This is a genomic window from Pseudomonas shirazensis, assembly GCF_050496565.1.
Lineage (GTDB): Bacteria > Pseudomonadota > Gammaproteobacteria > Pseudomonadales > Pseudomonadaceae > Aquipseudomonas > Aquipseudomonas shirazensis_A.
In genome coordinates, this window is record NZ_JBNWAE010000010.1 from 135032 (window position 1) to 161386 (window position 26355).

15 protein-coding genes are annotated in these 26355 nt (G+C 63.2%); 3 read left to right on the plus strand and 12 right to left on the minus strand.

What is annotated here, in order from left to right; genetic code table 11:
* Positions 1–61: 61 nt before the first annotated feature.
* Positions 62–4342 (minus strand): DEAD/DEAH box helicase, encoded by a 4281-nt coding sequence (locus tag ACQZ2L_RS16260; RefSeq protein WP_430326964.1) that lies wholly within the window; start codon positions 4340–4342, stop codon positions 62–64.
* Between the two features lie 122 nt (positions 4343–4464).
* Here ACQZ2L_RS16260 and ACQZ2L_RS16265 point away from each other — a divergent pair, with 122 nt between their 5' ends.
* Positions 4465–4878, plus strand: coding sequence for an NUDIX hydrolase (locus ACQZ2L_RS16265; RefSeq protein ID WP_430326965.1), 414 nt, complete (start codon positions 4465–4467; stop codon positions 4876–4878).
* Here ACQZ2L_RS16265 and metR read toward each other — a convergent pair.
* On the minus strand, positions 4862–5779 hold the full coding sequence (gene metR, locus ACQZ2L_RS16270) for a transcriptional regulator MetR (protein ID WP_430326966.1): 918 nt from the start codon (positions 5777–5779) through the stop codon (positions 4862–4864). The genes ACQZ2L_RS16265 and metR overlap by 17 nt on opposite strands.
* Before the next feature lie 111 nt (positions 5780–5890).
* Positions 5891–11311, minus strand: coding sequence for a dermonecrotic toxin domain-containing protein (locus ACQZ2L_RS16275; RefSeq protein WP_430326967.1), 5421 nt, complete (start codon positions 11309–11311; stop codon positions 5891–5893).
* A 196-nt stretch (positions 11312–11507) separates the two neighbouring features.
* Here ACQZ2L_RS16275 and ACQZ2L_RS16280 point away from each other — a divergent pair, with 196 nt between their 5' ends.
* Positions 11508–12503 carry an alpha/beta fold hydrolase gene (locus ACQZ2L_RS16280; RefSeq protein WP_430326968.1) on the plus strand — a complete coding sequence of 332 codons (996 nt, stop codon included), beginning with the start codon at positions 11508–11510 and terminating at the stop codon, positions 12501–12503.
* Positions 12504–12516: 13 nt separating this feature from the next.
* On the opposite strand, the gene ACQZ2L_RS16285 is transcribed toward ACQZ2L_RS16280, so the two are convergent.
* The 7 genes from ACQZ2L_RS16285 to ACQZ2L_RS16315 form a co-directional block, all read right to left on the minus strand.
* Positions 12517–12852, minus strand: a complete 336-nt coding sequence (locus ACQZ2L_RS16285) for a GlpM family protein (RefSeq protein WP_430326969.1) — start codon at positions 12850–12852, stop codon at positions 12517–12519.
* Between the two features lie 24 nt (positions 12853–12876).
* Positions 12877–14205 carry a sigma-54-dependent transcriptional regulator gene (locus tag ACQZ2L_RS16290; protein ID WP_430326970.1) on the minus strand — a complete coding sequence of 443 codons (1329 nt, stop codon included), beginning with the start codon at positions 14203–14205 and terminating at the stop codon, positions 12877–12879.
* A 13-nt stretch (positions 14206–14218) separates the two neighbouring features.
* A complete protein-coding gene (locus tag ACQZ2L_RS16295) occupies positions 14219–16123 on the minus strand; it encodes a sensor histidine kinase (RefSeq protein WP_430326971.1) in 1905 nt (634 codons plus the stop codon).
* Positions 16124–16191: 68 nt separating this feature from the next.
* A complete protein-coding gene (locus tag ACQZ2L_RS16300) occupies positions 16192–16926 on the minus strand; it encodes an amino acid ABC transporter ATP-binding protein (RefSeq protein WP_430326972.1) in 735 nt (244 codons plus the stop codon).
* Complete coding sequence (locus ACQZ2L_RS16305) at positions 16923–17594, minus strand: amino acid ABC transporter permease (RefSeq protein WP_101321854.1); 672 nt, start codon at positions 17592–17594, stop codon at positions 16923–16925. The genes ACQZ2L_RS16300 and ACQZ2L_RS16305 overlap by 4 nt, the downstream gene beginning before the upstream one ends.
* The gene (locus ACQZ2L_RS16310) at positions 17594–18340 is read right to left on the minus strand and encodes an amino acid ABC transporter permease (protein WP_103438369.1); all 747 of its coding nucleotides are present in this window, start codon (positions 18338–18340) and stop codon (positions 17594–17596) included. The genes ACQZ2L_RS16305 and ACQZ2L_RS16310 overlap by 1 nt, the downstream gene beginning before the upstream one ends.
* A 97-nt stretch (positions 18341–18437) precedes the next feature.
* On the minus strand, positions 18438–19352 hold the full coding sequence (locus ACQZ2L_RS16315) for a glutamate/aspartate ABC transporter substrate-binding protein (protein ID WP_430326973.1): 915 nt from the start codon (positions 19350–19352) through the stop codon (positions 18438–18440).
* 335 nt (positions 19353–19687) lie between these two features.
* Here ACQZ2L_RS16315 and ACQZ2L_RS16320 point away from each other — a divergent pair, with 335 nt between their 5' ends.
* Positions 19688–23806 (plus strand): NEL-type E3 ubiquitin ligase domain-containing protein, encoded by a 4119-nt coding sequence (locus ACQZ2L_RS16320; protein ID WP_430326974.1) that lies wholly within the window; start codon positions 19688–19690, stop codon positions 23804–23806.
* Between the two features lie 57 nt (positions 23807–23863).
* Here the strand turns inward: ACQZ2L_RS16320 and glpD are convergent, their stop codons facing one another.
* Together glpD and glpR are read right to left on the minus strand one after the other, a co-directional pair.
* A complete protein-coding gene (gene glpD, locus ACQZ2L_RS16325) occupies positions 23864–25399 on the minus strand; it encodes a glycerol-3-phosphate dehydrogenase (protein ID WP_430326975.1) in 1536 nt (511 codons plus the stop codon).
* Positions 25400–25574: 175 nt separating this feature from the next.
* Positions 25575–26330 carry a DNA-binding transcriptional repressor GlpR gene (gene glpR, locus ACQZ2L_RS16330; protein ID WP_430326976.1) on the minus strand — a complete coding sequence of 252 codons (756 nt, stop codon included), beginning with the start codon at positions 26328–26330 and terminating at the stop codon, positions 25575–25577.
* Positions 26331–26355: the final 25 nt, after the last annotated feature.

Consider the following 26355-nt stretch of genomic DNA (forward strand, 5'->3'; position numbering starts at 1 on the left):
GGCTCAGGGCCTGGGGCAAACCACGACCATAGCGCTAACGCCCGGCACATGGCCAGCGCAGTCAGCCCCGCAGCAGTTTTTGCCGCCAGCTATCCTGCTCCTCGGCAGGTGCTTCAAGCAGAAAAACATAGCGCCCGCCGACCCGCGTCGCCACCGGCACACCGTCCTTGTACAGCAGCCGATTACCGGCCACTGCCGGCAGCTTGGCGCCCGGCAGCAGGGTGCCGAGCAGGTTCAGTGGATCGCTGCCGCTGATCAGCACCAGGTCGCCATCCAGCGGCCTGCGCCGGACCTGGCGCAGCAGCCCGACTGCGTCCGGCAGGGCGAATTGTTCGCCGGCCAGCCCGGCAATAAACCGCCCGCCGCGGATTTCGCCGCGGGCTTCCAGGCGCTGGTAGCAGCGCAGCAGCTCGCGCCAGCTTGGCAGCGCGTCCGATTCACGCGCCAGCAGACGCCAGCAGATCACCCCGTAGCGGCGCAGCAGCGCCCGCGCGATGTACTCCAGGCGCTGGTCGTGATCGGGCTCGTCGCTGTTGCGCCTGAGCAGTGCCCAGCGCCCGGCATGGGCCATGTCGCTGAACAACGGCGGCCGACCCCGCCGGCTGATACGGGGTTTGCGTTTGGCGGCGGGGGTGATCAGGCAACGCAAGCCGATGAAACTGTCGGCGCCAACCAGGCCGGCCCCGACCAATTCCTGCAAGGCTGTTTCCAGCTCGCTGGGCAGCAGGTGCGCCTCCTGTGAGAGCTCCTCGAAAAACAACGCCCCATGCGCCTGCAGTGCGGCATGCACGCGCTGTGCTCGTGGGCCGAGGCTGGCGACCTCGGGGGTGCTGGTCAGGCTGCGCCACAGGCTCAGGTGCTCGCGTGGCAACAGCGCCAGCGGTGTGCTCGCCAGGGTGCTGCTGGCCGCAGTCGACGCCAGCCGGCTCCAGGTCCATTGCCCGCTGCGGCAGGCGTCATCCAGCCATTGCGGGCTGTAATCGCTGATGCGCGCCGGCAGCAGGTCGGCCTCCCAGGCGCCGGCACCGCCGGGGAACCCTTGCAGTTGGCCGAGTATCTCGCCGAGCGCCTCGCGGCCACGCATGCGCTGGTCCTGCGCCAGGTGTTGCCAGTCGAACAGGAAACGCATGTAGTCCTGCAGGCTGACCGGTTCGATCTCCCGGCGCAGCCGCTTGACCGTGTAGCGATGAATGCGCGCCAGTAGATGCCGCTCACACCACTGCAGCGCCTGCGCGCCTGGGCTGAAATAGCCGCGCAACAGCACACCTTGTTGTTCAAGGGCGGCCAGGGCTTGTTCGACCTGCGCCGGCGGCAGGCCCAGTGGTGCGGCTATCTGTTCACGGCTTTGCGGGCCGCATCCGCTCAGGCGAGAGCGCAGCAGCTCGCGTAGGGCGCTGTCGGCATCGACCGGTGCATCGAAGCCTGGTAACAAGGTCACGGCCGGCTCGAGCAATGCCTGCGGGTACAGCGCGTTGAACAGGTTCAAGCGCTCACGGGCCAGCCACAGCGCCTGCTCGGGGCCGTCCAGACGGCTGCTGCGACCAGTCTTGGCCAGCCGTTGCAACAGCACCAGCCAGCCCGGATTGGCCGCTGCCTCGGCCTGGGTAATGCAACCCAGGCTCATCAGCGCATCGTGCATTTCGTCGCCGTTGCTCGGTTGCGGCCAGGCTTCCTGTGCCACGGCGGTGATGGCGTCGGCATCCAGCGCACCGAGGTCATCGGCGCTGTCGACCTCGCTCCAGCGCCGGTTCAGCACTGCCTGGGTGCGCCGCTCTTCCAGCGGCGCATCGTCCAGAAACGCATAGGGCCTGGCATTGAGAATGGCCGCTGCCAGCGGCGAAGGTGCCGGCAGATCGCGGCTGATCAGGCGCAACTGGCCGCCTTCCATACGTTTGAGCAGGGCCAGCCAGCCGTCGCTGTCCAAGGCTTCGTGCAGGCAATCGTGCAAGGTCTGGGCAACCAGCGGATGCTCAGGAATCTGCCGTTCGCCGGCGATGTTTTCCAGGCAGGCCAGTTGGTCGGGGAATACGGCTGCTACTAGGTCCTCGCTCTTCATCCGCTGAATCTGCGGTGCCACCTTGCGCCCGCCGACAAAGCGCGGCAAGGCCAGCGCGACCGAGGCAATCCAGCGCCAGCGCACGCCGAACAGAGGCGCATCGAGCACCGCCTGGATCAGGATCGCCTCGGCGCTGTTGCTCGAGAGGTAGCGCCACACTTCCTCCAGCTCGAAACTGTGGCCAGCCGACAGCGACAGCACGATCGCATCTTCACTGGCAGCCGCCTGCAGTTCGAAGTTGAAGGTGCGGCAAAAGCGTTTGCGCAGGGCCAAGCCCCAGGCGCGATTGATGCGGCTGCCATAGGGCGAGTGGATGATCAGTTGAGTGCCGCCGGACTCATCGAAAAAGCGCTCCATGATCAGCGTCTGCCGGGACGGCAAGGCGCCCAGCACCTGCCAGGTCCGGCCCAAATAATCGACCAGTTGGCTGACGCAGGCCTGATCCAGCTGATAAGTGCTCGCCAGCCATTGGCTGACCGGCTCCAGCGTCCCCTGGCTGGCTTGCAGCTGCTGGTCTAGTTGGCCTTGCAGGCGCGCGACTGCCGCCGACAGCTCATCGCTGCGCCCGGGCGCCTCGCCCAGCCAGAACGGGATGGTCGGCGGTAGGCCACGGGCATCCTCGACCCGTACCTTGCCGGCCTCGACCCGCAGGATGCGATAGGACGCATTGCCGAGCTGGAAGATATCGCCGGTGATGCTCTCGACCGCGAAGTCTTCGTTGACGCTGCCGATGTTCAGCGCCTGGGGTTCGAGCAGCACACTGTAGTCGGCGTTCTCGGGGATGGTGCCGCCGCTGGTCAAGGCGGTCAGCTGGCTACCGCGACGGCCGCGCAGCATGCCGCTGACCGCATCCCGGTGCACATAGGCACCGCGCACGCCGAGGCGGCCGTTGTAACCCTCGGCGAGCAGACGCAGCAGCGCCTGATAGTGCTCATACTTCAGTGCGGCAAATGGCGTGGCCTGGCGCAGGCAATCGAACAGCGCCTGCTCCGACCAGGGCTGGTTGCTGACTTCGGCAACGATCTGCTGGGCCAGCACATCCAGCGGCGCCTCGGGTATGTGCAGCTCGTCCAGTTCGCCGCGGCGCACGCACTCCAGCAGCGCCACGCATTCGATCAAGTCGTCGCGCGAGGTGGCGAACAGGCGCCCCTTGGGCGTGCCGTCGACCTGGTGGCCAGAGCGGCCAACGCGCTGGATGAACGCTGCGATCGACCCCGGCGATGCTATCTGGCAAACCAGCTCGACCTCGCCGATATCGATGCCCAGTTCCAGCGATGCGGTGGCGACCAGCACCTGCAGTTCGCCGGCCTTCAGGCGCTGTTCGGCCAGCAGGCGGTGCTCTTTGGCGAGGCTGCCGTGGTGCGCGGCGACCACCTGCTGGCCAAGCCGCTCGCCAAGGTGGCGAGTCAGGCGCTCGGCCAGCCGCCGTGTATTGACGAATACCAGCGTGGTGCGATGAGCGCGGGCCAGCTCCGCCAGGCGGTCGTAAATCAGGTTCCAGGCATCGCTGGCCATCACCGCGCCAAGCGGCACCGGCGGCACCTCTATGGCCAGGTCGCGCTGGCGCGTATGGCCGACGTCGACGATGGCGCAGGGCCGCTGCTGGCCGACCAGGAACTGCGCCACCCGCTCGACCGGACGCTGCGTGGCAGACAAACCAATGCGGCGTAATGGCTTGCCGGTAAGGGCTTGCAGGCGTTCCAGCGTCAGTGCCAGATGGCAGCCGCGCTTGTTGCCGGCCACGGCATGGATTTCATCGACGATGACCGTGTGCACGCTGCCCAGACCTGCGCGCCCGGACGCCGAGCCGAGCAGCACGTACAGTGATTCAGGCGTGGTCACCAGAATATGCGGCGCGCGCCGGCGCATCGCTGCGCGCTCTTTTTGCGGGGTGTCGCCGGTGCGCACCGCTGTGGTGATCCGTGGCGCCGGCAGCCCCTGGGCCTGCAAAACCTGGCTGATGCCTTCGAGCGGCGCCTGCAGATTCAGGCGGATGTCGTTGGACAGCGCCTTGAGTGGCGACACATAGATGACCTGGGTTTGCTCCGCCAGGAGGCCATCATTGGCCAGACCCTCGCGAAACAGCTCGTCGAGTACTGCCAAAAAAGCGCTGAGGGTTTTGCCCGAGCCGGTCGGCGCCGTCAGCAGTACCGACTGGCCGGCATGGATCAACGGCCAGGCGCGGGCCTGGGCGTCGGTAACCGTGGCGAAGCGCTGGCGGAACCAGCTGCTGACGGCGGGTTGAAACAGCGCGAGGGCAGGGTGCTGCGAGGTAGGCAGGTTCATGTTCTGGTTATGGCGCTCGAACGCGCACTTGGCAAGGGGCCGTTCGTCTAGCAGCGTGTGCTGATACACATGCAGACTGGATCGGCTATCCTCGCCGGCTTCGTCCAGCCTCAGAGTCACCCATGCCGAACATCATCCGCATTGCCGCTGCCCTGCTCATCGACCCACAAGGACGCACGCTGCTGGTGCGCAAGCGTGGCACTCAGGCGTTCATGCAGCCTGGCGGCAAGATCGATGCAGGGGAAACGCCGCTGGCGGCGCTGGGACGTGAGCTGGAAGAAGAGCTCGGCCTGCGCATCGATGCCGCTGCGGCCGAATACCTGGGCCAGTTCAGCGCGCCGGCAGCGAACGAACCGGGCTTCGAGGTGCAGTGCGAGCTGTTTCGGGTTGACTGCGCCGCGGCCGTAGCGCCCGCAGCGGAGATTGAAGAAGTGCTGTGGATGACCGCCGAGCAACCGTCGGCGCCACCGCTGGCGCCACTGACCCGCGACCTGATTCTGCCGCTGTACCGCCGGTTGCTCAACGCACCGCACTGACCCCATCCAGGGTGGCGAAGGAGGTGTCCTTGGCCGTCAGCAGGAAGTCGCGCATATACGGCGCATCGAGCATGTCGGTGCGTACCCCGGCGTAGAGCGTGGCAAACAGGCCCTTTTCACCCAGGCGCTTGCCCTTCACATAGCCGCGCGAGCTGTATTCGTGCAGCGCCCAATGCGGCATGCCGCAGACGCCGCGACCGCTGGCTACCAGCTGCATCATCATCACCGTCAGCTCCGAGGTGCGGATGGCGGCGGGCTCGATGTCGGCAGGCTCGAGGAAGCGGGTAAAAATGTCGAGACGGTCGCGCTCCACCGGATAGGTGATCAGGGTCTGGTCAATCAGGTCCTGCGGCACGATGTACGGCTTGCTCGCCAGTGCATGCTGGTTGGCTACCGCCAGCATTGCCTCATAGGTGAACAGCGGCACGTAGGTGATCCCGGCCAGGTCGAGTGGGTCGGAGGTCACCACCAGGTCGAGATCGCCGCGGGCCAGCGCCGGCAGCGGAGCAAAGGCAAAACCCGAAGCCAGGTCCAGCTCGACTTCCGGCCAGGCATCGCGGAACTGATCGATGGTCGGCATCAGCCATTGGAAGCAGCTGTGGCATTCGATCGCCATGTGCAGGCGCCCGGCAGTGCCGCCGGCCAGCCGGGCGATGTCGCGTTCGGCGCCGCGCAGCAAGGGCAGGGTGGCGTCAGCCAGTTGCAACAGGCGCAGGCCGGCGCTGGTAAAGCGAATCGGTTTGGTCTTGCGTGCGAACAGCGGCATGCCCAGGCGCTCTTCCAGCTCCTTGAACTGATGTGAAAGGGCCGACTGGGTCAGGTGCAGGCGCTCGGCGGCTTCGACCAGGCTGTCGGATTCGCGCAGTGCATGAAGGGTTTTCAGGTGACGAATTTCAAGCACAAACAACTCCGGAGCTAAACGCGATAGTGAGTGAGTTTCGCTCATGTTGGTGTGGCTTGTCGATCTGCCAGTGTCGCCCGGGCAGCCTTGATGGCCCGCCCGGGCAGTCTGTCAGAACACCGCCGCGAAGTGTTTCTCGGCGAGTGCACGACCAATGTCGCCGCGCCAGATGGCTTCAATGTGCTCGCTCTGCCACTCACGACCCAGGTAACGCTGTGCAGGCGTCTTCAAGTGAGCTTTGACGAAGTCGCTGAACCCAGGCTCGGCCTTGTTGAAGTGGAAGTGGGCATACCAGAGCGGCTGCGCGGGCTGCTGCTGCAGGTCCCGGACAACGAATTCCTGCATGAAGTCGCGGCGTCCGTCAGCCTGCTTGCGCAGTTCGACCAAAGTGCCCACGCGCTGGATGTCGACTGCCTTTTCCGTCAACAGATAATCAAGCCTGGCCGCCGTCGGTTGGCTGCTGGCCTTGTGCTGACGGATGTGCAGCGCGCGGCCTTCATTGATCAGCGTACTTGCCGAGTCCCTGAGCTGCGCCAGCAGTGGCTCTTCGCTGGTTTGCGCCTGGATGCGCCTGGCCAGGTCATTGAGGTCCTTGGCCTTGAACTGCAGCAGGTCGTCCAGGCTGGCACCGTCCATGTCCTGGCGCGCATAGCGCTCGACCTGAGCGCGGTAGTCGCTCAGTTCGGCCAGTTGCCGGTTGGCCTCGGCCCTGAGTTCTGCCAGCGAGCGCTGCCGGGTCGGCGGCAGCACTGGCGGGTTACTCAAAGTGAAGTTGCCGCTGCCATCCTGGACATAGATTTCGGTGTGGCCATTAACCCCGGTGATGCGGTAGGTATTGCTCTGCTGGACGCGCTCGCCGACCAGATACTGGTTATCGCTGGTGGCAAACACCCGCGGCTGGCTGGCGCCTTTAGTCTGGGTTTTGGGCAGCGCCTTGCTGCGGTCGAGCAGAAAACCGCGGAAGTGTTCCTGATAGGCCTGCAGGGTGGTGTCCAGACGCTGCGCCGAGGCGGCGTCTATGTAGCTGGCATAGCTTGACTGCCAGTAGCGCAGACTGGTGCGAAAGCTGTCGATCTGGCTCAGCGAAGCACTCAGGATCGCCTGGCGTTGGGCGGCGCTGGGCTTGGCTGCGGCCAATTCGTGTAGGGCATAGAGGGCGCGATCCAGATTCGCCCGAGGTTGACTGATCTGCCCTTGAAGTTTGAGCCAGGCAAGGTTTACCTGACTTACCGGGCTGGCTATCAGGCTGGTCAGTTGCGACAGGCTCATGTAGTCCAGCGCGGCATTGCTCAGGCCAGCCAGGTCATCATCGATGATGGCCACCAGGCCGGCCCGCTCGCCTGGCTTGTTGAACGCTACCCGCCAGATACGCAGGGCGTCCAGTTGCTCGCGCAGGACCTCGACTTCAGCCAGCATCTTCAAGCGCAGCGCGCGGGTTTGTGCATGCAGAGCCAGTACTTCGGCAATGATACGGTCAATTTCGCCAGTGTTGCTGGCGCTTGCCAGCTGTTGCGATTTGCTCTGCGAAGCAGGGGTCAACTCAAGGATTTCATCGAGCAGCTTGAGACTGCGTTTCTGGCTGAGCTTCTGCAGACGGTGATGACAGTCGCATATCAGCCCCGCCAGTTCATTGGCCTGGGCCTTCGCACTGGCTTGAACCCTGCCCGTCGATACGCGTTGAAACGCCAGGCAATCGTCATGTACGCGTTTGGCGTCATCAATGCATTTTTGCAAAGCGCGGGGAAGGCCTGGGTCGGTGACGGCATCGGTGTTGCGCAGACGTTGATTGATCGCGCGGCTCTCGCCCATGACCACGTCCATCTGGCTGCCAATGCGGTCGCGCAATTGCCCGTGGACGCGGTAGGCGCGATCACGCCACCAGCGTGGCAGGCGCTCGCGAATGGCGGCTGGCCAAAGTGGTTCGAGTGTGTCAGCGAGTGTGCCGATGGCCTGGCCACCCCCGGCACCGGCGCCCTGCAGGTGGTTGCCGTAGAGGGCGAAGTGAGTGTCCCAGCGACCGCTGGCATCCAGCGCCACCGCACGTTTCCAGCTGGTGTGCCGATTTCCGGCCAGGCGCCAGGTATTCATTGCCGCGTCCCACTGCACCTCGAACGGCTGCCCCTCGATGGCGATGAAGTTACCCTCGTCGAGGCAGTAGACGCCGCGCCAGCGCCCGTGACTACCCGCTTGCCGATTGGCCAGCGACAGCTGCTGCTGGTAGCCATAACCCTGCAGCCGCTGCAGCCGCTGGCTGGCTCCGGCATCCGGGCGCCAGCGATTGGCGCCGGTGCTGGCTAGATGCCGCAACTGGCGGCCACGGGCCATTTGCCGGGCACCGCTGGCGCTGAAACCAACGCCGGTAACCAAGTCCATTGCCGCATCGATGAACGCTACCAGTGCGGCCTCCAGTTCACTCATGCCGCGAGCGACCTCACCTTGCGTGAATGCGCTGACCGCCTGAGCAGCGGCATCGAAGAAGTCGTAGATACCAATGGCGGTTCCGACGAAGGGCACAAAACCGAACGCCATTTTCAGATAGTTGAAAACCATGCCGCTCTGGTAGGCGAAGTTTTCCAGCCAAAGGTCGTGGTTGGAGCGAGAGCTTGCCCGGTTGGCCTCGATCAGCCGCCCCATCTGTGCGTCCAGCAGCAGTTGCGCCAAAGAAGTCGTGGCTGGCCATTGCACGCCCAGGCCAATGATGCCGTTGAACTGGCGCAGATGAGCCTGTTGCAGGCGCGAACGATGGGCTGCCGGGTTGCCCAGCAATGCGCGGCTGGCCAGGTACTGCGCTTCATCCTCGTGCAGGGTGCGCTCGAACAGGCTCAGGCGCGCTTGCTCCAGGTTTGGATACTGGCGGATGGGCGTGCTCGGGTGGTCGGGCTGATAGAGCAGGGTGATGCCGCTGCTGCGGTCTTCGATGAAGGTGATGCCCGACAGCGTGACGGCTTGCTCGTTGGTGTCAGCGCCGCCGCTGGTCAATCGTGCGGCGACCAGGCGAATATCGTGGCCGCCTGCCTGGTATTGGGCGCCGCTGCTGGCATCGATCGCGATACGCAAAATGGCTTGGCTGGCGCTGTCCAGGTGGCCCTGCGCGTGCAGCAACAGGCTTTGCATCTGCAGCATCAGGCGCAGGGGCTCCAGCAGCGTCTCGCGGCGAAATGCTCGCGCATAATCGGTTTCGTGCAGGCCAATGAATGCTGCTCGGATGGCATCTTCATACTGCTGAGCCAGATCCAGCTCGCGCGCAAGGGTGGCCAGGTATGCAGGCGTCAGACCCGCAATCAGTGAGCTCTGGATGAGGGGGGCGGTGGTCGCCAGTTCGAGCTTGAGAAAGCCCAGCCGCGCGGTCATCTGCGCATCGATGTTGGTCAGCAGCAGGCTCAGCAGTGGCAGGCTTTCGCGCGTCTTGCTCGGCACAGCAACCTGTTTGAACGGCACACCGGGCGCACCGCTGCCGGCGATCGGGTCTTTTTCCAGTGACACACTGACGGGCAGGTTCAGGCTGATCTGGCTGTAGTCATAGTCGCTGAAGTCCTGTTTCAAGCGGCGGTTGAGCAAGGCCAGGCAGAAACTGTCTCGGCCCGGCAAATCGCGGCTGGTGAGTGCATGACTGGCCCGGATTGCCGGGCGGTAGGCCGCTACCAGCGCCACCAGCGCCGAACGTTCTTTTTTCGGCATGCTGCGCAGCCACTCGGGGGCTGCACCTGCCACGGCAAGCGTATCGCGTTGTTGCTCCAGCATGTAGCGGGCGATGTCGCGTGCGGCGTGCGCAGGCACCTGCAGGCCGGCTTGCAGCGTGGCCTTGGCCGCAGCGATAGCCTGATCGGCAGGGTCCGCCTCGGCGCCAAGCGTCGCCAGTGTGCTGCTGGTCTGAGCGTCGAGTACAGCCCGCAGGGGATCGCCGACAATTGGCTCCAGGCGCAAAGTCTCGGGCTGGTCTAAGGGCACGGCGAAACAGGCTTCGAGCGCTGCGCGGTCGGCGCAGCGGAGCAGGCCGCCTGACGCGCCTGGCCAGTACAGCAGCATGCTGTGGCTGCCGGTGCGCTGGTCGAGGGCTGCCTGGGTGGTGATGACCACGGCGTCCTGCAGGCGGTACTCGGTTGGCTGGTCGGTACTGGTAACGGTCGCCCCTTGCTTGAATACGATCAATGCCGCTACGGCAATATCGTGTGCCTGGTCAGGGCTCACTATGGCTTCTACCCAAGCCAATTCGTCGGAATCGATCTGGCCCAACAGTTGCTGAATCCGGGCGTGCTCGCGCAAGCCTTGGCGATGGGCCTGCAACAGCGCGTCGGTGGTGCCTGACAGGGTTGCCGAGGTGTGCCAGTCGGCAGCACCGAGTTGCTCGGCAACGGCTGCAGTGGCGTTGTCACGGGCCGTTTGCAGTGAAGCCTGGGCCGCATCGTAGCGCTGGCAATGCGCCGCATCGAGTGCCTCCAGCGCTTGCAGTTGGTGGTTGATCAAGCTGCGTCGGACCGAGGCTGGTACGTCCAGTCCCAACCGACCGAATTTGAACAGGCATGGCGAATCATCCGCCTCCAGCGCGCTCTCGCTGGCCAACGGTGATTTGGCCATCCACGCCGGAGCCTGCTTGCGCAAATCGAGCTCGTCGGCCTTGATCAGGGCGAAGCCTGCATGGGCCTGCAAATCACTCCCTGGGTCGTACTCAATGGCCACAGTCAGCGCCTGCAATTGCGCCTCCAGCAGCCGGGTGAAGCCACGCGCGATCATGTCCAGTGGTTCATAAAGCAGGCGTTCCCCGGGCTCAATCGCCAGTGCCGCCAGAAGTGTTTCTTCTGTGCTATGAACGGTTACCGGGGATTTCAGTGCGGGGCGGTAAAGTACCTGTGCGCTGTCCCCCGGCAGGCTGAACAGCAGCGCGCCCGGGTCGCTGCTGACGGTCTGCACAGTGACAGGCGCGTCGTCGCTGATTACGTCTTCTGGTGCCTCCAGCGCAGTCAGCAGCGGCTGCAGTTGCGCAGTGCCTAGCGTATTGCTCGCGCCGGCCAGCACCAGCGCCGCACGCAGATGCTGCAGATACTGCTCGCAGGCGAAGGCTCGCCGGCTCAGTGGCGAGCCTTTGGCCCGAGCGTCCCAGTAGCGGTGCCATTGCTGCCGGATCGCTGCGCTGATATCCAGCGCGGCAAGCGCTTCGAACAGTTGCTGGGCATTCATCAGGGCCAGCTTGGGCGCATCCGACGGTACGCCATGAAGGATCGCTTGTGCCGGGATGCGCGTCGCCGGGTGCTGCCTGGCAAACACGCTCAGCTCGAGCAGGCTGATGAAGTGCTGACCGTGCCCGTGCTTGAGCATCAGCCCGGTGATGGCGGGATCCACGTCATAGGTGCTGCGTAGAAGCGCGGCAATGGCCTGGCGTGCGCCCGGCGCTTTGGCAAACAGATCGTTGAACCGCTGCGACGCCAGTTGCCACTGTTCGCCAGCCGCATCGCTGCTGGCTGTTTCGGCAATAGCAGATAATCCGCTGTCAGCGGGCAGGGGCAGAAACGCCGGGGTGTCGTCCTCGATGGTCATTACGCTTTCCTTTCAGATCGTGGGCAGATATGCCTGGCCATTGAAAGGAACGCGCTGGATGCACGGGTGGTACTTAATACTGGCTGAGTGACCGTCTGGCAGGGTTCATCAAACTGTCACGCAAGTGTGGCAGCGCGCTTGAACCAACTTCATCAGACTGGCGCACTAATGGGGCTGTGCATGCTGGTGTTGGTCGATGCGTTTTTTCTTGTTTGTCTTGTTACTGTGGGGCAGTGCGCCGAGTGCGATGGCCGTGTCCCGCTGCGATGCCACGGTGGCGTTGCAGCGGGCCGAGCTGGGGGCGGTGAGCATGGCCTATCAAAGTGTTGGCGCGCCGTCAGACCCTGCGCTGTTGTTGGTAATGGGCCTGGGTGGACAACTCATTCACTGGCCTGATGACGTGGTTGAAGCCCTGTGCCGACAGGGCTTTCGGGTGATCCGCTACGACAACCGCGACGTCGGTCTGACCCGCTGGAACACAGCGCCGGCAGCCGCCAACCTCACGTTCGAGGCGCTGCGCTACAAGCTTGGTCTGACTGTGTCAGCCCCCTACAGCCTGACCGACATGGCCGCGGATGGTGTCCAGCTGATGGACGCGCTGCACATCGAGCAGTTTCATGTACTGGGCGTGAGCATGGGCGGCATGATTGCCCAGCACCTGGCTGCCATGCAGCCGCAGCGGGTGCGCAGCCTGACCTTGGTGATGTCCAGCTCCGGCGCGGCCGGTTTACCGCAGCCCAGTGCGGCGTTGCTGCAGTTGCTGGCGCGGCGCAGTGCCTCGAGCCGTGCCGTGGCCATCGAGCAGCAGGCCGACCTGCTCGCCGCGCTGGGCAGCCCGCAGGTGCCTGATCAGCGCCAGGAGCTGATTCAGCAGGCGACTCAGGCCTATGATCGGGCGTTCAACCCGGAAGGCGCCAAGCGCCAGATTCTGGCGATTCTGGCTGAACCGAGCCGGGTCGAGCTGCTCAATCAACTGCGCGTGCCGACCCTGGTGGTGCACGGAACGGCAGACCCGCTGTTGCCGGTGATGCATGGGGTGCACCTGGCAGCGCATATCCAGGGCAGCCAGTTACGCTTGATCCCGGGGCTGGCGCATCGTTTTCAAGCGCCGTTCAAGGCGCCTCTGCTGGGCGCGGTCCTGCCCTATCTGAAAGCCCAGCGCGAGCAACTCGGCCACCTCGCCAGGCTCTAGCAGCGGGCAATGTTCAGTGCAGGCGCACCCAGACCGTCACCAATACAGTCGCGGCGATCAGCCAGGCCAGGGTGGCCAGCGCCAGTGATGCTTCCAGGCGCATACGCTCGACCAGCACATACAGCGACAGCAGGTAGATGAAATAGGGGATGATCGACCACATGCCGAACAGGATGGTGGTCTTCAGGTCCTCGATCGAGCGGCCCTTGCCGACAATGTAGTGAGCGATCAGGGCGAAGGTCGGAAACAGCGGCACCAGCCCGGCAATATAGTAATTGCGAGTCTTCGACAAAATTGCCAGCAGAATCACCACACCGGCGCCCAGAGCCGCTTTGAATACCAGATCCACAGAATCTTCCCGTTGCAGTTGAGTTCAGCCGAGGCCGTATTTTTTGACCTTGTCGAACAGCGTGGTCTTGGCCATGCCCAGCTCCAGGCTGGCCTGGCTCAGGTTGCCGCCGCTGCGTTGCAGGGCGTCACTGAGCAGGTTGCGCTCGAACGCCTCGACCGCTTCGGCAAAGCCCAGGCCCTGGCTGGCGCCGCCGTTGGCGGTTTTCTTGAATGCTGGCAAACCAAGCGCGTAGCGTTCGGCAACGTTGCGCAGTTCGCGCACGTTGCCTGGCCAGTCGTGGGACATCAACCGCGACAGGGTCTGGCTGTCCAGCTCGGGTATTTCGCGATCAAAGCGCAGCGCCGACTGCTGCAGAAAATGCTCGAACAACTGCAGGATATCCTCGCGTCGTTCACGCAGCGGCGGCAGCTCAAGGGTCACCACGTTGAGCCGATAGTAGAGGTCGCTGCGGAACTGGCCGCTCTGGCCCAGCGCATTCAGATCAGACTTGGTCGCGGCAATCAGGCGGCAATCCACTGCAATGCTCTGGTTCGAGCCCAGCCGCTCCAGAGTTCGCTCCTGCAGGACGCGCAGCAGTTTGATCTGCAGGTTGATCGGCATGCTCTCGACTTCGTCGAGAAACAACGTGCCACCGTTGGCATGCTCGATCTTGCCGATGCGGCGCTTGCCAGCACCGGTGAAGGCATTGGCTTCGTGGCCGAAAATCTCACTCTCGAAGAGGTTCTCCGGCAACCCGCCGCAATTGAGCGCGACGAACGGCTGCGCCTGGCGCCGGCTGAAATCGTGCAGGCAGCGGGCAACCAGTTCCTTGCCGGTGCCGGTCTCGCCTTCGATCAATACATTGGCCGAGGTATCAGCGACATTGGCGATCAACTCGCGCAGCTCCTGCATGGCCGGCGAGCGGCCGATGATGCGCCCCTCCAGCGAGCTTTGGCCGGCCAGTTGGCGGCGCAGCGATACCACTTCGCGGGCCAGACCGCGCTGTTCCAGCGCGCGCCGCACCACCTCGACCAGGCGCTCCGGCGAGAACGGTTTTTCCATGAAGTCGTAGGCGCCGTTGCGCATTGCGCCGACTGCCATGTCGATGTCACCGTGACCGGTGATCAATACCACTGGCAGGCTGCGGTCGCGTGCCTTGAGCCGACTCAACAGCTCCAGGCCATCGATGCCCGGCAGGCGAATGTCGCTGACCACGATGCCGGCGAAGTCGTCGCCGATGCGCTCCAGGGCAAGCTCGGCGCTGCCCACGCCTTCGCAGGCGATATCTTCCAGGGCCAGCGCCTGCTGGCAGCCGAGCAGTACATGCGGGTCATCTTCGACGATCAGGACGGTCAAGGGTGCTTGGTTCATGGGGACCCTTCGCTCATGGCTGCTGTGGCGGTTCGGTGGGGGCGTTGACCAGCGGCAGGGCGAGGACGAACGCCGTGCCGCCGCTGACGGGGTGCTCGACGCTGAGTGAGCCCTTGGCGGCAGCCGCCAGGCTTGCCGACAGGGTCAGACCCAGGCCCAGGCCGTGTTCGCCCGGTTTGGTGGTGAAAAACGGTTCGAACAGGTGTTTGCGCGTGTCGTCATCGATACCGTGGCCATTGTCGCGGACAAACAGGCGGTACTTGTCCCCCTGAAGCTCGCCCTCCAGCCACAGTTGCGGCTGCGGCTGACTGGTCATGGCGTCCAGGGCATTGCCGATCAGGTTGACCAGGATCTGCTCGAGGCGAGTCTGATCGATGGCCAGCAACTGATCCTCGTACAGATTGTGCAACTGCACATGGCTGCCGGCAATCCGGTTGGCCAGGACCTGCAGGCTGGCCTCGATGGCCTGGGCCAGCGAAGCCTGGCCACCGTCATCGGCGCGGCGGGCGAACGAGCGCAGGCTGGCGGTGATCCGCCCCATGCGGTCGATCAGGCCGTTGATGGTCTGCAGGTTGGCACTGGCGGTTTCCAGTGCGCCGCGCTCTAGGAAACGCACGGTATTGCCCGAGAGCGTGCGCAGCGCTGCCAGCGGTTGATTGAGTTCGTGGGCGATGCTGGTCGACATCTGGCCGATGGCCGCCAACTTGCCGGCCTGGACCAGCTCGTCCTGCGCCTGGCGCAGGGTCTGTTCGGCATGCCGGCGCTCACGAATCTGGCCCTTGAGGCGTTCGTTGCTGGCGCGCAGGTCGGCCGTGCGCTCGGCAATCTTGCGCTCGAGGTGGCTGTTGGCTTCTTCCAGTGCCTCACGTGCGGCCAGGCGCGTGGCAATCACCTTGCGCCGTTCGTTCCAGGCAATGCCAAGGATGGTCAGCAAGGCGAAGGCTACCGCGACCAGCACGCCCTGGATCATCGACTCGCGGCGCAGGTCCTGCAGTGGCGTGAGCAGGGTGAAGTGCCACGGCGTGTCGGCCAGGCGGCGGGTCTGCGCCAGATAGGTGACCTCGTGCGGCTTGCCTTGGGCGGTCTCGCTGTTGGCGGGGAAGGTCAGCTTCTCGACGCCATCGGCAAGGGTTTCGCGGGCCAGCGGCTCCAGCTCGTTCAGTGGCCACCAGTAGTATTGCAGGCTGCGCGCTAGGCGCTCTTTAGTCTGCGGGCTCAGCGCACGGACTGCCTTGAGCCGCCTCGCTGGGTCGCTGGAAAGAATGATGATGCCGTTTTCATCACTGACAAACGCCTCGAGGCGGGCACGCTGCCAGCGCTCTTCGAGGGTGTCCAGGCGGACCTTGATCACGGCCACGCCGATGATCTTGCCGTGCTCTTCCAGACCGTGGGCCAGGTAATAACCGGCCTCGCCGGTGGTGCTGCCGATGCCGTAGAAGCGCCCAGGCTCGCCTCGCACCGCGTCCTGGAAATAGGCACGGAACGACAGGTCTTCACCGAGGAATGAATCAGCGTCGCGCCAGTTGCTGGTCGCCTGGACTCGGCCACTGGTATCGAGGACGAAGATGGCCCGGCTGCGGCTGCGACGGTTGAGGCCTTCGAGGTATTCGTTGACGCTCTGGCGAGCACCGCCTTCGGGCTCGCTGAGCAACTGCGAGACGCTGTCTTCCAGCTCAAGCAGGCTTGGCAGATAGGTGTACTTGCTGATTTCGCTCTCGACCGTGCGCGCATGCAGTTCGAGTTGCCGTTCGCCGTTTTCGCTGAGGATACGAATACCGCTATTGTCACTGAGTACATAGCCGATCAGGCCCAGGCCGACCATCAGCAGGATGATCAGAGGTGGTAACAGCAGTTGGCGGATCAGACGGGATTTCACGGCAGGCAGGGCAGGGCGCAGGAGCGAGGGGTCGCATTTCATCACAGTGGCCTTGTCACGACCAGCACCCCCGGCCCGGATCGGACCGAACCAGGGGCGCTGCGGCCGGCTTAGTGTTGCAGGATTTTGCTGAGGAAGTGCTGAGTGCGCTGGTCGCGGGCCGTCTGATCACCGAAGAATTCGTCTTTGGTGCAGTCTTCGACGATGTTGCCCTTGTCCATGAAGATCACGCGATCGGCCACTTTGCGAGCAAAGCCCATCTCGTGGGTCACGCACATCATGGTCATGCCTTCGTGGGCGAGCTGGACCATTACGTCGAGTACTTCGCTGACCATTTCCGGGTCGAGCGCCGAGGTTGGTTCGTCGAACAGCATGACGATCGGGTCCATCGACAGGGCGCGGGCAATCGCCACACGTTGCTGCTGACCGCCGGAAAGCTGGCCTGGGTGCTTGTGGGCGTGGGCTGACAAGCCAACCCGCTCAAGCAGGGCCAAGCCCTTCTTGGTGGCTTCTTCCTTGCTTCGGCCAAGCACCTTGATCTGCGCGATGGTCAGGTTCTCGGTAATGGTCAGGTGCGGGAACAGCTCGAAGTGCTGGAACACCATGCCGACCCGCGAGCGCAGCTTGGGCAGGTTGGTCTTCGGGTCCGAGATCGAGGTGCCATCGACGACGATGTCGCCCTTCTGGAACGGCTCAAGCGCGTTGACGCATTTGATCAGGGTCGACTTGCCCGAACCGGACGGCCCGCAGACCACGACCACTTCACCTTTTTTGACATCGGTGGCGCAGTCGGTGAGCACCTGGAAGTCGCCGTACCACTTGTTGACGTTCTTGATGGAAATCATACGGTGATCCTTTTTTGCAGGCGCTTGACCAGCCATGAAGCGGAGAAGCTGATAATGAAGTAGACGAGACCAGCGAACAGCAGGAACTCATTCGCGCGGCCGACGATATCGCCACTGGCACGGGCCGAGTTGAGGAAGTCGACCAGGCCCACGGTGTACACCAGCGAGGTGTCCTGAAACAGGATGATGCTCTGCTGCAGCAGCAGTGGGGTCATCTTGCGAAACGCCTGCGGCAGGATGATCAGGCGCATGGTCTGGCCATAGGTCATGCCCAGCGCCTGGGCAGCGCCCATCTGACCCTTGGCGATCGACTGCACACCCGCGCGGACGATTTCGCAGAAGTACGCTGCTTCGAACATCATGAAGGCCACGACGCACGAGGTGAACGCACCGATTGGTGTGTCTTCGCCGGTGATCCAGCGCAGCACGAACGGTACTGCCAGGTAGAACCAGGTGATCACCAGCAGCAGCGGGATCGAGCGGAAGTAGTTGACGTAAGCGCCGGCAATGTTTGCCATCAGCTTGCTCGACGACAAGCGCATCAGGGCCAGCACGGTGCCCAGAGCGATACCGCCAACCACGCCCATGACCATCAGTTGCAGGGTCATCAGCATGCCGTTCCACAGGCCCGGCAGCGCGGGGATGATGTCCGAGAAGTCCAGTTCCATCACTTGCCTCCTACGGAAATCAGGCCAGGTACGGCCACTTTCTTCTCGACCATGCGCATCAGCAGCATCAGGCCCATGTTCAGGGTGAAGTAGATCAAGGTGGCCAAGGTGAAGGCCTCAAACAGGTTGGCCGAGAATTCAGCAGTCTGTTTGGTTTGCGCCAACAGCTCCATCAGGCCGATCAACGAGGCGACCGAGGAGTTCTTGAAGACGTTGAGAAATTCCGAGGTAAGCGGCGGAATGATGATCCGGTATGCTTGCGGCAGCAGTACGTTGCGATAGATCTGGGCCAGGCTGAAGCCCATTGCCCGAGCGGCGGATTCCTGCCCGCGTGGCAGTGCCTGGATACCGGTACGCACCTGTTCGCAGACCCGCGCTGCGGTGAACAGGCCCAGACAGATGACCACACTGATCAGTGCCGAGGTAGTCGGGTTGAGGTCCTGCTTGAACCATTCCTGCAAGCCTTCGGGCAACAGGTCGGGGATCAGGAAGTACCAGATGAACAGCTGCACCAGCAGCGGTACGTTGCGGAACAGTTCGACGTAGGCGGTAGCGATCCCTGATACCAGCCTGTTCGGTACGGTGCGCATGACGCCGAGCAGCGAGCCCAGCAGCAAGGCAATGATCCAGGCGCAGATGGCAATGGCGATGGTCCAGCCCAGGCCGGTGATATACCAGTCCAGGTAAGTTTCGCTGCCGACGCCAGTGGACTTGAAGAACACGCCCCAGTCCCAGTTGTAATTCATCGGGATTTCCCCTCGGATCGTTGTTTCACGGGCACCTTCGAACATCCAAGGGCGCGAGCGCCCTCGGATGAAAGGTTAGACACTAACTAGCTGCGGGTCAGGACTTCTTTTCGTCTGCCGCTTTGTCGGTAGGATTGGCAATCAGCTCTTTCAGCTCATCGCTCATCGGGAAGTTCAGGTTCAGGCCTTTTGGTGGGACTGGCTGGGTGAACCACTTGTCGTAAATCTTGTTGATCTCGCCCGACTTGTACAGCGCAACGATCGCGTCATCGACGGCTTTCTTGAACGGTGCATCACCCTTGCGCACCATGCAGCCGTAGATTTCATAGGATTGCGGGGTGCCGGTCACGGCCCAGAGGTTTGGATTCTTGGCCTTGGCCATTTCACCGGCGAGCAGGGCGTCATCCATCATGAAGGCGACTGCACGGCCGGATTCGAGCATCTGGAAGGCTTCACCGTGGTCCTTGGCGGAAATGACGTTCATGCCCATCTGCTTGTCGGCGTTCATGGCCTTGAGGATGCGCTCGGACGTGGTACCGGCGGTGGTCACCACGTTCTTGCCTTTCAGGTCAGCGAAATCCTTGTAGGAGGAATCTTTTTTCGACAGCAGGCGGGTGCCCACTTCGAAGATGCCTACCGAGAAATCGACCTGCTGTTGGCGCTCGACGTTGTTGGTGGTGGAACCACACTCGACGTCAACGGTGCCGTTCTGCACCAGCGGGATACGGGTCTGGGAGGTAACCAGGTTGTATTTGGCTTTCAGGTCAGGCTTGTTGAGCTCTTTTTTCAGGTGCTCGACGATAGCCAGTTGGATGTCGTGGGAGTAGCCGACCGGTTTGCCCGAGGCGTCGGCAATGTAGGAAAACGGAATGGAACCGTCGCGGTGGCCCAGGGTGATGGTGCCCGAGTCATTGATCTTCTTCAGGGTGCCGGTCAGCTCTGCAGCCATGGCCGGCGAAGCGATAACAGCAGCCGCGATAGCGGCGCCCAGCAATTGACGAACGATACGCATCAAATTTTCCTCGACATGTTTGTTTTTTTTATGGAGCCGTTGGCGGACTCTTCGTTCCACGAATACTGCAAAAGCAGTGCATTCGGCTACCAAGTGTAGAGCATGACTCGTGCCAAGCCCTCCAGTTGATCATAACGTCCCGAAAAGCCTGGGTATTAATCTTTTGTGATGCGAAATTTGCCCGAGGCTAACGACGGGTTACCGAATGAGTGGCGCAAAGCTGTTCGGGAATCCGAATGGAGCTGATCCGATCAACCCGAGTGGTGAGCGTTATCTAACGCGATTGCATCATCGTAACTTGCTCTTCTGGCGTTTTATCACCAGGAGTTGCCGCAGTGACTGTCCATCCGATTGCTCCAGATTCCATCGACGCGCTGATTGCCCAGCAGCTGCCCACGTGGCTCACCTCGACCCATATCGATCACCTGCTCAACCTGCACAAGGCGCTGCGTGCCCAGCAGGCAGCTGCAGAGCCGGTCAGGCAGCTATTTAAACGTATTCCGTCGCTCGAGGCGTTTGCCACACCGTTGATTGAACAGGCCTTGCGCGATGTTGGCCTGGCCAGCCCCGATATCAAAGGTATGCGCGCACGTATCAAAGAGAGCGTGCAACTGCCCACTGCCTCGCCGCACTTGCCTGCGCCATGGCTGACCCTGAATTCGCGGCGGCCACTGCTGCAGGCTGCACTGCACAACTTTCATGAAGCCGAGACGCGTCCTGTGCTGCATCGCCAGGCTTGGCTTGAAGATGCCAGAGGCGTCAGGCTGGCACTGAGTTTCGAGGCTTTTGCCACCTGCTGTCGGCAACTGGACTTGGGTGGTCGCTATCAGCAGATGCTGCGTGATCAGCTGTATCCAAAGGACCGTCCCGGAGCACCGCAAGGCTTTGCCCGGCAGGGCGTCGAGCAAAATCTCGAGGAAAACCTGCGTGCGCAGATGGACGTCGCGATACGGTTGGCCATGATCAAAGGGGAGTTGCAGCACCCGGTGTACCTGCGGTTGCTACCGGTGGTCGCTGCCAGCGCTATCGTGCCGCCAGTGCCTGGTACGGTGACGGCGCGTCAGTTGTTCTTGCTGGGCAAGCGCATCACTGGGGTCGCCACGCTGGAACTGCGTGATCTCGCAGCAGGGCCGGTGCATCGCGTGGTGGCCTGGGTTCCCTCGGATCCAGAACAGGCAGTGCGCTCTTTTCCTTCCTGGCAGGCCCTTTATGAACACTTCGCCGAGCGCTTGCGCGAGCCTGCGTTTCGACGGTTCTTTCTACGTTTTGTCGCAGAACGTGATCGGGCCTCCTTCGTCACGGTCTTGCTTGGGCAAATCAGCAGCAGTGCTGAAGCGCTGACTCTGGATGGTCGGCATTTTGCCCTGGACGAGCCGTTGTTCACGCATTTGCGCACCGAGCAGCAGCGCAAGCTGTTGGACGATGCGCGTACCCTGGCCGTGCCCACCGGGGATGAAACCGCGCTGGAGCGACATCTGCGCCTGCAGGGTATGCTTGGCGCAGGCTTCGATCTGCTCAGTCTGGCGGCCCTGCTGGTGCCTGTGCTCGGTGAGCTGATGCTGGCCGTGGCCGCTGTCGATGTGGCTCAGGAGGTCTATCAGGGCTACGCAGCGTGGAGGCTTGGTGACCGTCAGGCGGCGTTGGGGCACCTGTTTGGCGTTGCCGAGAATATTCTGCTCGGGGTGGCCGTGGGCGGCGCGCTGACAGGGGCCGGGCGGCTGCTCGAACGGGTGGCGTTGGTGGACGGACTGACCCCGGTGGCGGGGCCCGGCGGGCAGCTCAGGCTGGCTCACGGCCTGGCTGATATCCACCAGTTGGATGGCGTCGGGGCGTTGCTGCGGCAGTTTGGCGGGGACCTGGCGCAGCTCTCCGATCTGACCGCGCAGACCCTGGCAAGGACCACCGGCTTGAGCCCCGAGCAGTTGCGACGGCTACACCTGGAGCAGCTGCCAGCACCCGCACGCCTGCTTGATGCCTGCGAGCGCCATGAGCAGCATGACCTGTATCCGGAGCTGCGCGGTGAGGCATTCGAGCGTCATCTGCAGAACCGCGCCGAGCCGGTCTCAGAGGGCGTCGGGCAGTTACTGAAAAGCTTCCCCGGGCTGTCACCGCGCGGGGCTGCCGAGGTACTTGCACACGGTAATGGAGTGCAGGTCGAGGCAATTACGGCAGTTGCTCGCTTGCCCCTGGAAATCGCCGAGCGTGCCCGCTGGTACTTGCATGAGAGCCGGGTTGACCGCGCACTGGCGGGGCTTGAGCAAGACAGCGCGTGCAACAACGACAGTCAGCGGTTGGCCCTGCAGGTGCTTGAGCAGCTGGCGCCCTGGCCGGCGGCAGTGCGGGTCGAACTGCGCGAAGGTGAGCCAGGGGGACAATTGCTGACGGCTCAGGGGCCTGCCGATGCCGCTCGGGTCCATCAGATTGTGCGGACTGGCCACGGGTATTCAAACAGCGGCCCGGCGCAGCCGGCTGAACAAGGTCTGATGGAATGCCTGCTGCTGACCCTGAGTGAGCCGCAGCGGCTGGCGCTGGGTGGGGCACAGCTCGACGCACATACGCTGGCCGAGCAAATCGCCGCACACGCTGGTGCTGATCGCGCCGGCAGCGCCAGGATGCTTGCGATGCAGCCTATCGGCGAGCGCTATCGCCCGCCTCAACGCCTGGCCGACGGCCGCTTCGGATATCCACTCAGTGGCTCGGGAGAAAGCAGCCGACAGGCCATACGCCGCGGTATTCGGCAGATTTTCCCTAGCCTGAGCGAACCGCAACTGGACGCCTACATGCTTGATCTGGCCCGTCGACAGGTTGGCCTGTGGGCGCATCTGGCGCAGTTGCAAGAGCAACTTGGCGCACTGCGCGCTGCCCTGCATGCCTGGCAGGAGCAACGCAGCAGTTGGGTCGATGGCTTCCGCCGGCGACGGGTTGCCAACCACATTCGCCGGGCTTGGCGGCGCAAGACCATCGGCCGCAGTGATGACGACTTCATCCTGCAGATCAGCGGTGAGCATGTCGGCAGCTTGCCTGCGTTACCGGCCCAGATCGACTTCCAGCATGTCACTCGCCTGACTTTGCGCAACATGGCCCTGCCTTCACTGGATGAAGGCTTTCTGGGCAGGTTCAGCAACCTCGAGGAGCTTGATCTCAGGGATAACCTGCTCACCGAAATCCCGGCGGGGCTTGATCAGCTGGCGCGGCTGCGCCGCCTCAACCTTGGCAACAATCGCATCGTAATCGATGCGGACGGTGGCGCGCGCCTGAGCAGCTTGCGTCTGCTGGAGCGGCTCGACCTTAGCAGCAACCCTTTAGGCCAGGCCCCGGACCTGTCCGCGTTGCAACAGCTGCGCGATCTCTCCCTGCGGGCAACGCAGATTGCCGAGTTGCCTGCCAGCAATCAATTGCCATGGCGGGCCATGGTCGACATGCGGGACAACCAGATCAGCCAGCTCGAGGACGCCGCCGATACGCTGAGCCTGCGCCTGGAGCGTCTGGCATTGCATGACAATCCACTGGATCCAGTCAGCCGCGAGCGACTGGCCCAAGCCCGCTCCGTGGTGCATCCGCTGCGCAGCCCCTCTTACCAGCATGCGATTGCCAATAATGCCCTGCGCGATCAATGGCTGGCTGGCACTCGCGACACACTGCGTAACCAACGCCTGGCCATCTGGACGCAGCTGTCGCAAGAGCCAGGCGCAGCCGACTTGTTCCGCTTCCTCGCGGATTTTGCCGAGACTGAAGATTTCAGCGAGCTGCCGGCTTACTACCGCGCACGGGTGTGGCGGATTCTGGAACTGTGCGAAGCCAACAGCGATGCCCGCGAAGCGATATTCCTCGAAGTTGGCGGCATGCGAACCTGCGAGGACCAGATGCTGCTGATTCTCAGCCAGCTCGAGGTCAGAGCGCACATCGCCCTGTACGGTGACCTAGGTGCGACGGCCGCTGCTCAGCCTGGCTTGCTACGCCTGGGGCGCGCGTTGCATCGGCTGGATCAGGTCGATCAGATTGCCGCAGAGCACATCGCGCAGATACGCGAGGAGGCGGGCGCAGCGGTCGATGACATCGAAGTTTATCTGGCCTATCGGGTCAACCTGGCCGAGCCACTGCGGTTGCCAGCGCAGCCGCTGCAGATGCATTACCAGGAATACAGCGGTGTCAGCGCCGGGCACATCGAACATGCCGCGCAGCAGGTCCTCGCGGCAGAAAGCCGAGAAACCTTGAGCGTCGCACTGGCGGGACGGGAATTCTGGCAACGCTATGTGCGCGAGCGTCATGCATCACGTTACGCAGAGCTGGCGGCGCCATTTCATGAACAACTGGCTGGATTCGAGGCGCAGGCTCAGGTTGGCGGCGAGCAGGCCTACATCGAACAGGCCAACAGCTTGATGGCGCAGCTCAATGCCCAGGAGCGTGCGCTTGATCTACAGTTGGCCAGGCAGGCCTATAACGACGAGGATTGACTCAGCAGTGGGCAGCGACTGTGAGGTCAGCTGCCCGCCCGATCAGAGCGCCGCTGCTCACGCCGCGTCGGACTGGCCCGATTGCTTGGTCTGCTGCAGGTAGTCCATCAGCGCTTGTTGCTCTGCAGGGCTGGTGAACAGGCCCAGTTTGGTCCGCCGCCAGAGGATATCCTCGGCGCTCACCGCCCACTCATGCAGGCGCAGGTAATCAACCTCGCAGCCGAACAGCCCGCCGCCGATCGCCTGGCCGAGATCTTCCGGGCCATGTACCGCTTCGAGCAGGTGCCAGACGCGGTCGCCGTAGGTCACTGCCCAGCGCTTGGCAATATCTACCGCCAGCCACGGATGGCGGACGCGGATTGCATCGACCAAGGCTTGCGCGGTGGTCATGTTCTCGCCGCCCGGCAAGGTCGCCGACGCGGTCCAGCTGCCGCCCATCTTGCTGAAGAACGGTTTCAGTTCGGCCATGGCGGATTCGGCCAGCTTGCGGTAGGTGGTGAGCTTGCCGCCGAACACCGACAGCAGCGGTGCCTGGCCGTGGTCGGCAGACAGGGCCAGGGTGTAATCGCGGGTGACCGCCGAAGGGTTGTCGGACTCATCGTTGCACAATGGCCGCACACCGGAGTAGGTGTGCAGGATATCGGCGCGGCCGAGTTGCTGTTTGAAGTGCTGGTTGACCACATTCAGCAGATAATCGGTCTCTGCCTCACTGATGCTGACCTGGGACGGGTCGCCGCTCCACTCGCGGTCAGTGGTGCCGATCAGGGTGAAGCGCTCCAGATATGGAATGGCAAAGACGATGCGCTGGTCTTCATTCTGCAGAATGTAGGCATGCTCGCCTTCGTACATGCGCGGTACGATGATATGGCTGCCCTGGATCAAGCGAATGCCGTACGGCGCATCGAGCTTGAGGTCATCCTTGATGAAGCTGGCAACCCACGGGCCGGCAGCATTGACCAGCGCCCGGGTGTGGATGGTCTGTTGGCTGCCATCGGCATGCTGCAACAGCACCTGCCAGATACCGTCGACGCGTTCGGCCCGCAGGCAACGGGTACGGGTCGCGATCTGCGCGCCATGTTCGCGGGCGGCCATCGCATTGACCACTACCAGGCGCGCATCGTCGACGGCGCAGTCGGCATATTCGAAACCGCGGCTGATCGAAGCCTGCAATGGGCTGTTCGGGCCAAAGCGCAGGCTGCGCGAGGCGCCCAGGCGCTTGCGTTTGCCGAGATGATCATAGAGGAACAGACCGGCGCGGATCATCCACGCCGGGCGCAGGTGCGGCCGATGAGGCAACACGAAACGCATCGGTTTGACGATATGCGGGGCCTTCGCCAACAGCACTTCACGCTCGGCCAGTGCTTCGCGGACCAGGCGGAATTCGTAGTGCTCGAGGTAACGCAGGCCGCCGTGGATCAGCTTGCTGCTGGCCGAGGAGGTGTGTTGCGCCAGGTCGTCCTTTTCACAAAGGAACACCTTCAGGCCACGCCCGGCAGCGTCAGCGGCAATGCCCACACCATTGATACCGCCGCCAATCACGGCAACATCGTAGCAATCGGCAGGGACGGGCTGGGAGGAAACGGGCTGGGACACGGGCAAGGCCTCCTGAGGCTGATACCATCGAAAATGAACATCGATGTTCGTTTGCGAAAATACTAGCGCAACAAGCAAGCATTCGCCAGCGAGTCTTCATAGAAAACTTCAATAGGCGGGGCGAAATGAACAATAGCGAACATGACGCGGCGCTCAGGTCGGCGCCGCGCGCAGGTCACACCACTTCCAGGCGGACCTTGTTGTCGTTGAGCAACTGGCTCAGGGCGGGGGAGGGCGGCTGATCGGTCACCAGGCAATCGACCAGATTGATCGATCCGAGCCGGACCATCGCATTGCGCCCGTACTTGCTCGAGTCGGCCGCGAGGATGACCTGCCGCGCATTGGCGATGATCGCCTGGGAAACACGCACTTCCTGATAATCGAAATCCAGCAGGCTGCCGTCTTCATCGATGCCGCTGATGCCGACCAGAGCAAAATCGACCTTGAACTGGCTGATGAAGTCGACACTAGCCTGGCCGACCACGCCGCCGTCACGGCGCACCGTGCCGCCAGCGACCAGCACTTCGAAGTCATCCTTGGCACTGAGGATCGAGGCCACGTGCAGGTTGTTGGTGATGACCTTGAGGTGATTGTGGTTGAGCAGCGCGCGGGCAATCGACTCGGTGGTGGTGCCGATATTGATGAATACCGAGGCATGGTCCGGGATCTGCCGGGCCACGGCTTCGGCAATGCGCTGCTTCTCGTCGCGCATCTGGTCGGCGCGCATGGCGTAGGCGGTGTTCTCGATGCTCGAGTCATACGCCGCGCCGCCATGGTAGCGCCGCAGCAGGTTGCTCTCGGCAAGCTGGTTGATATCGCGGCGAATGGTTTGCGGGGTAACGACGAACAGCTGAGCCATTTCTTCGATACTGACGTAGCCGCGTTCGCGCACCAGTTCGAGGATTTGTTGTTGGCGCGGGGGCAGATTCATGGGCGGTCCTTGGGGGCTGCCGGAA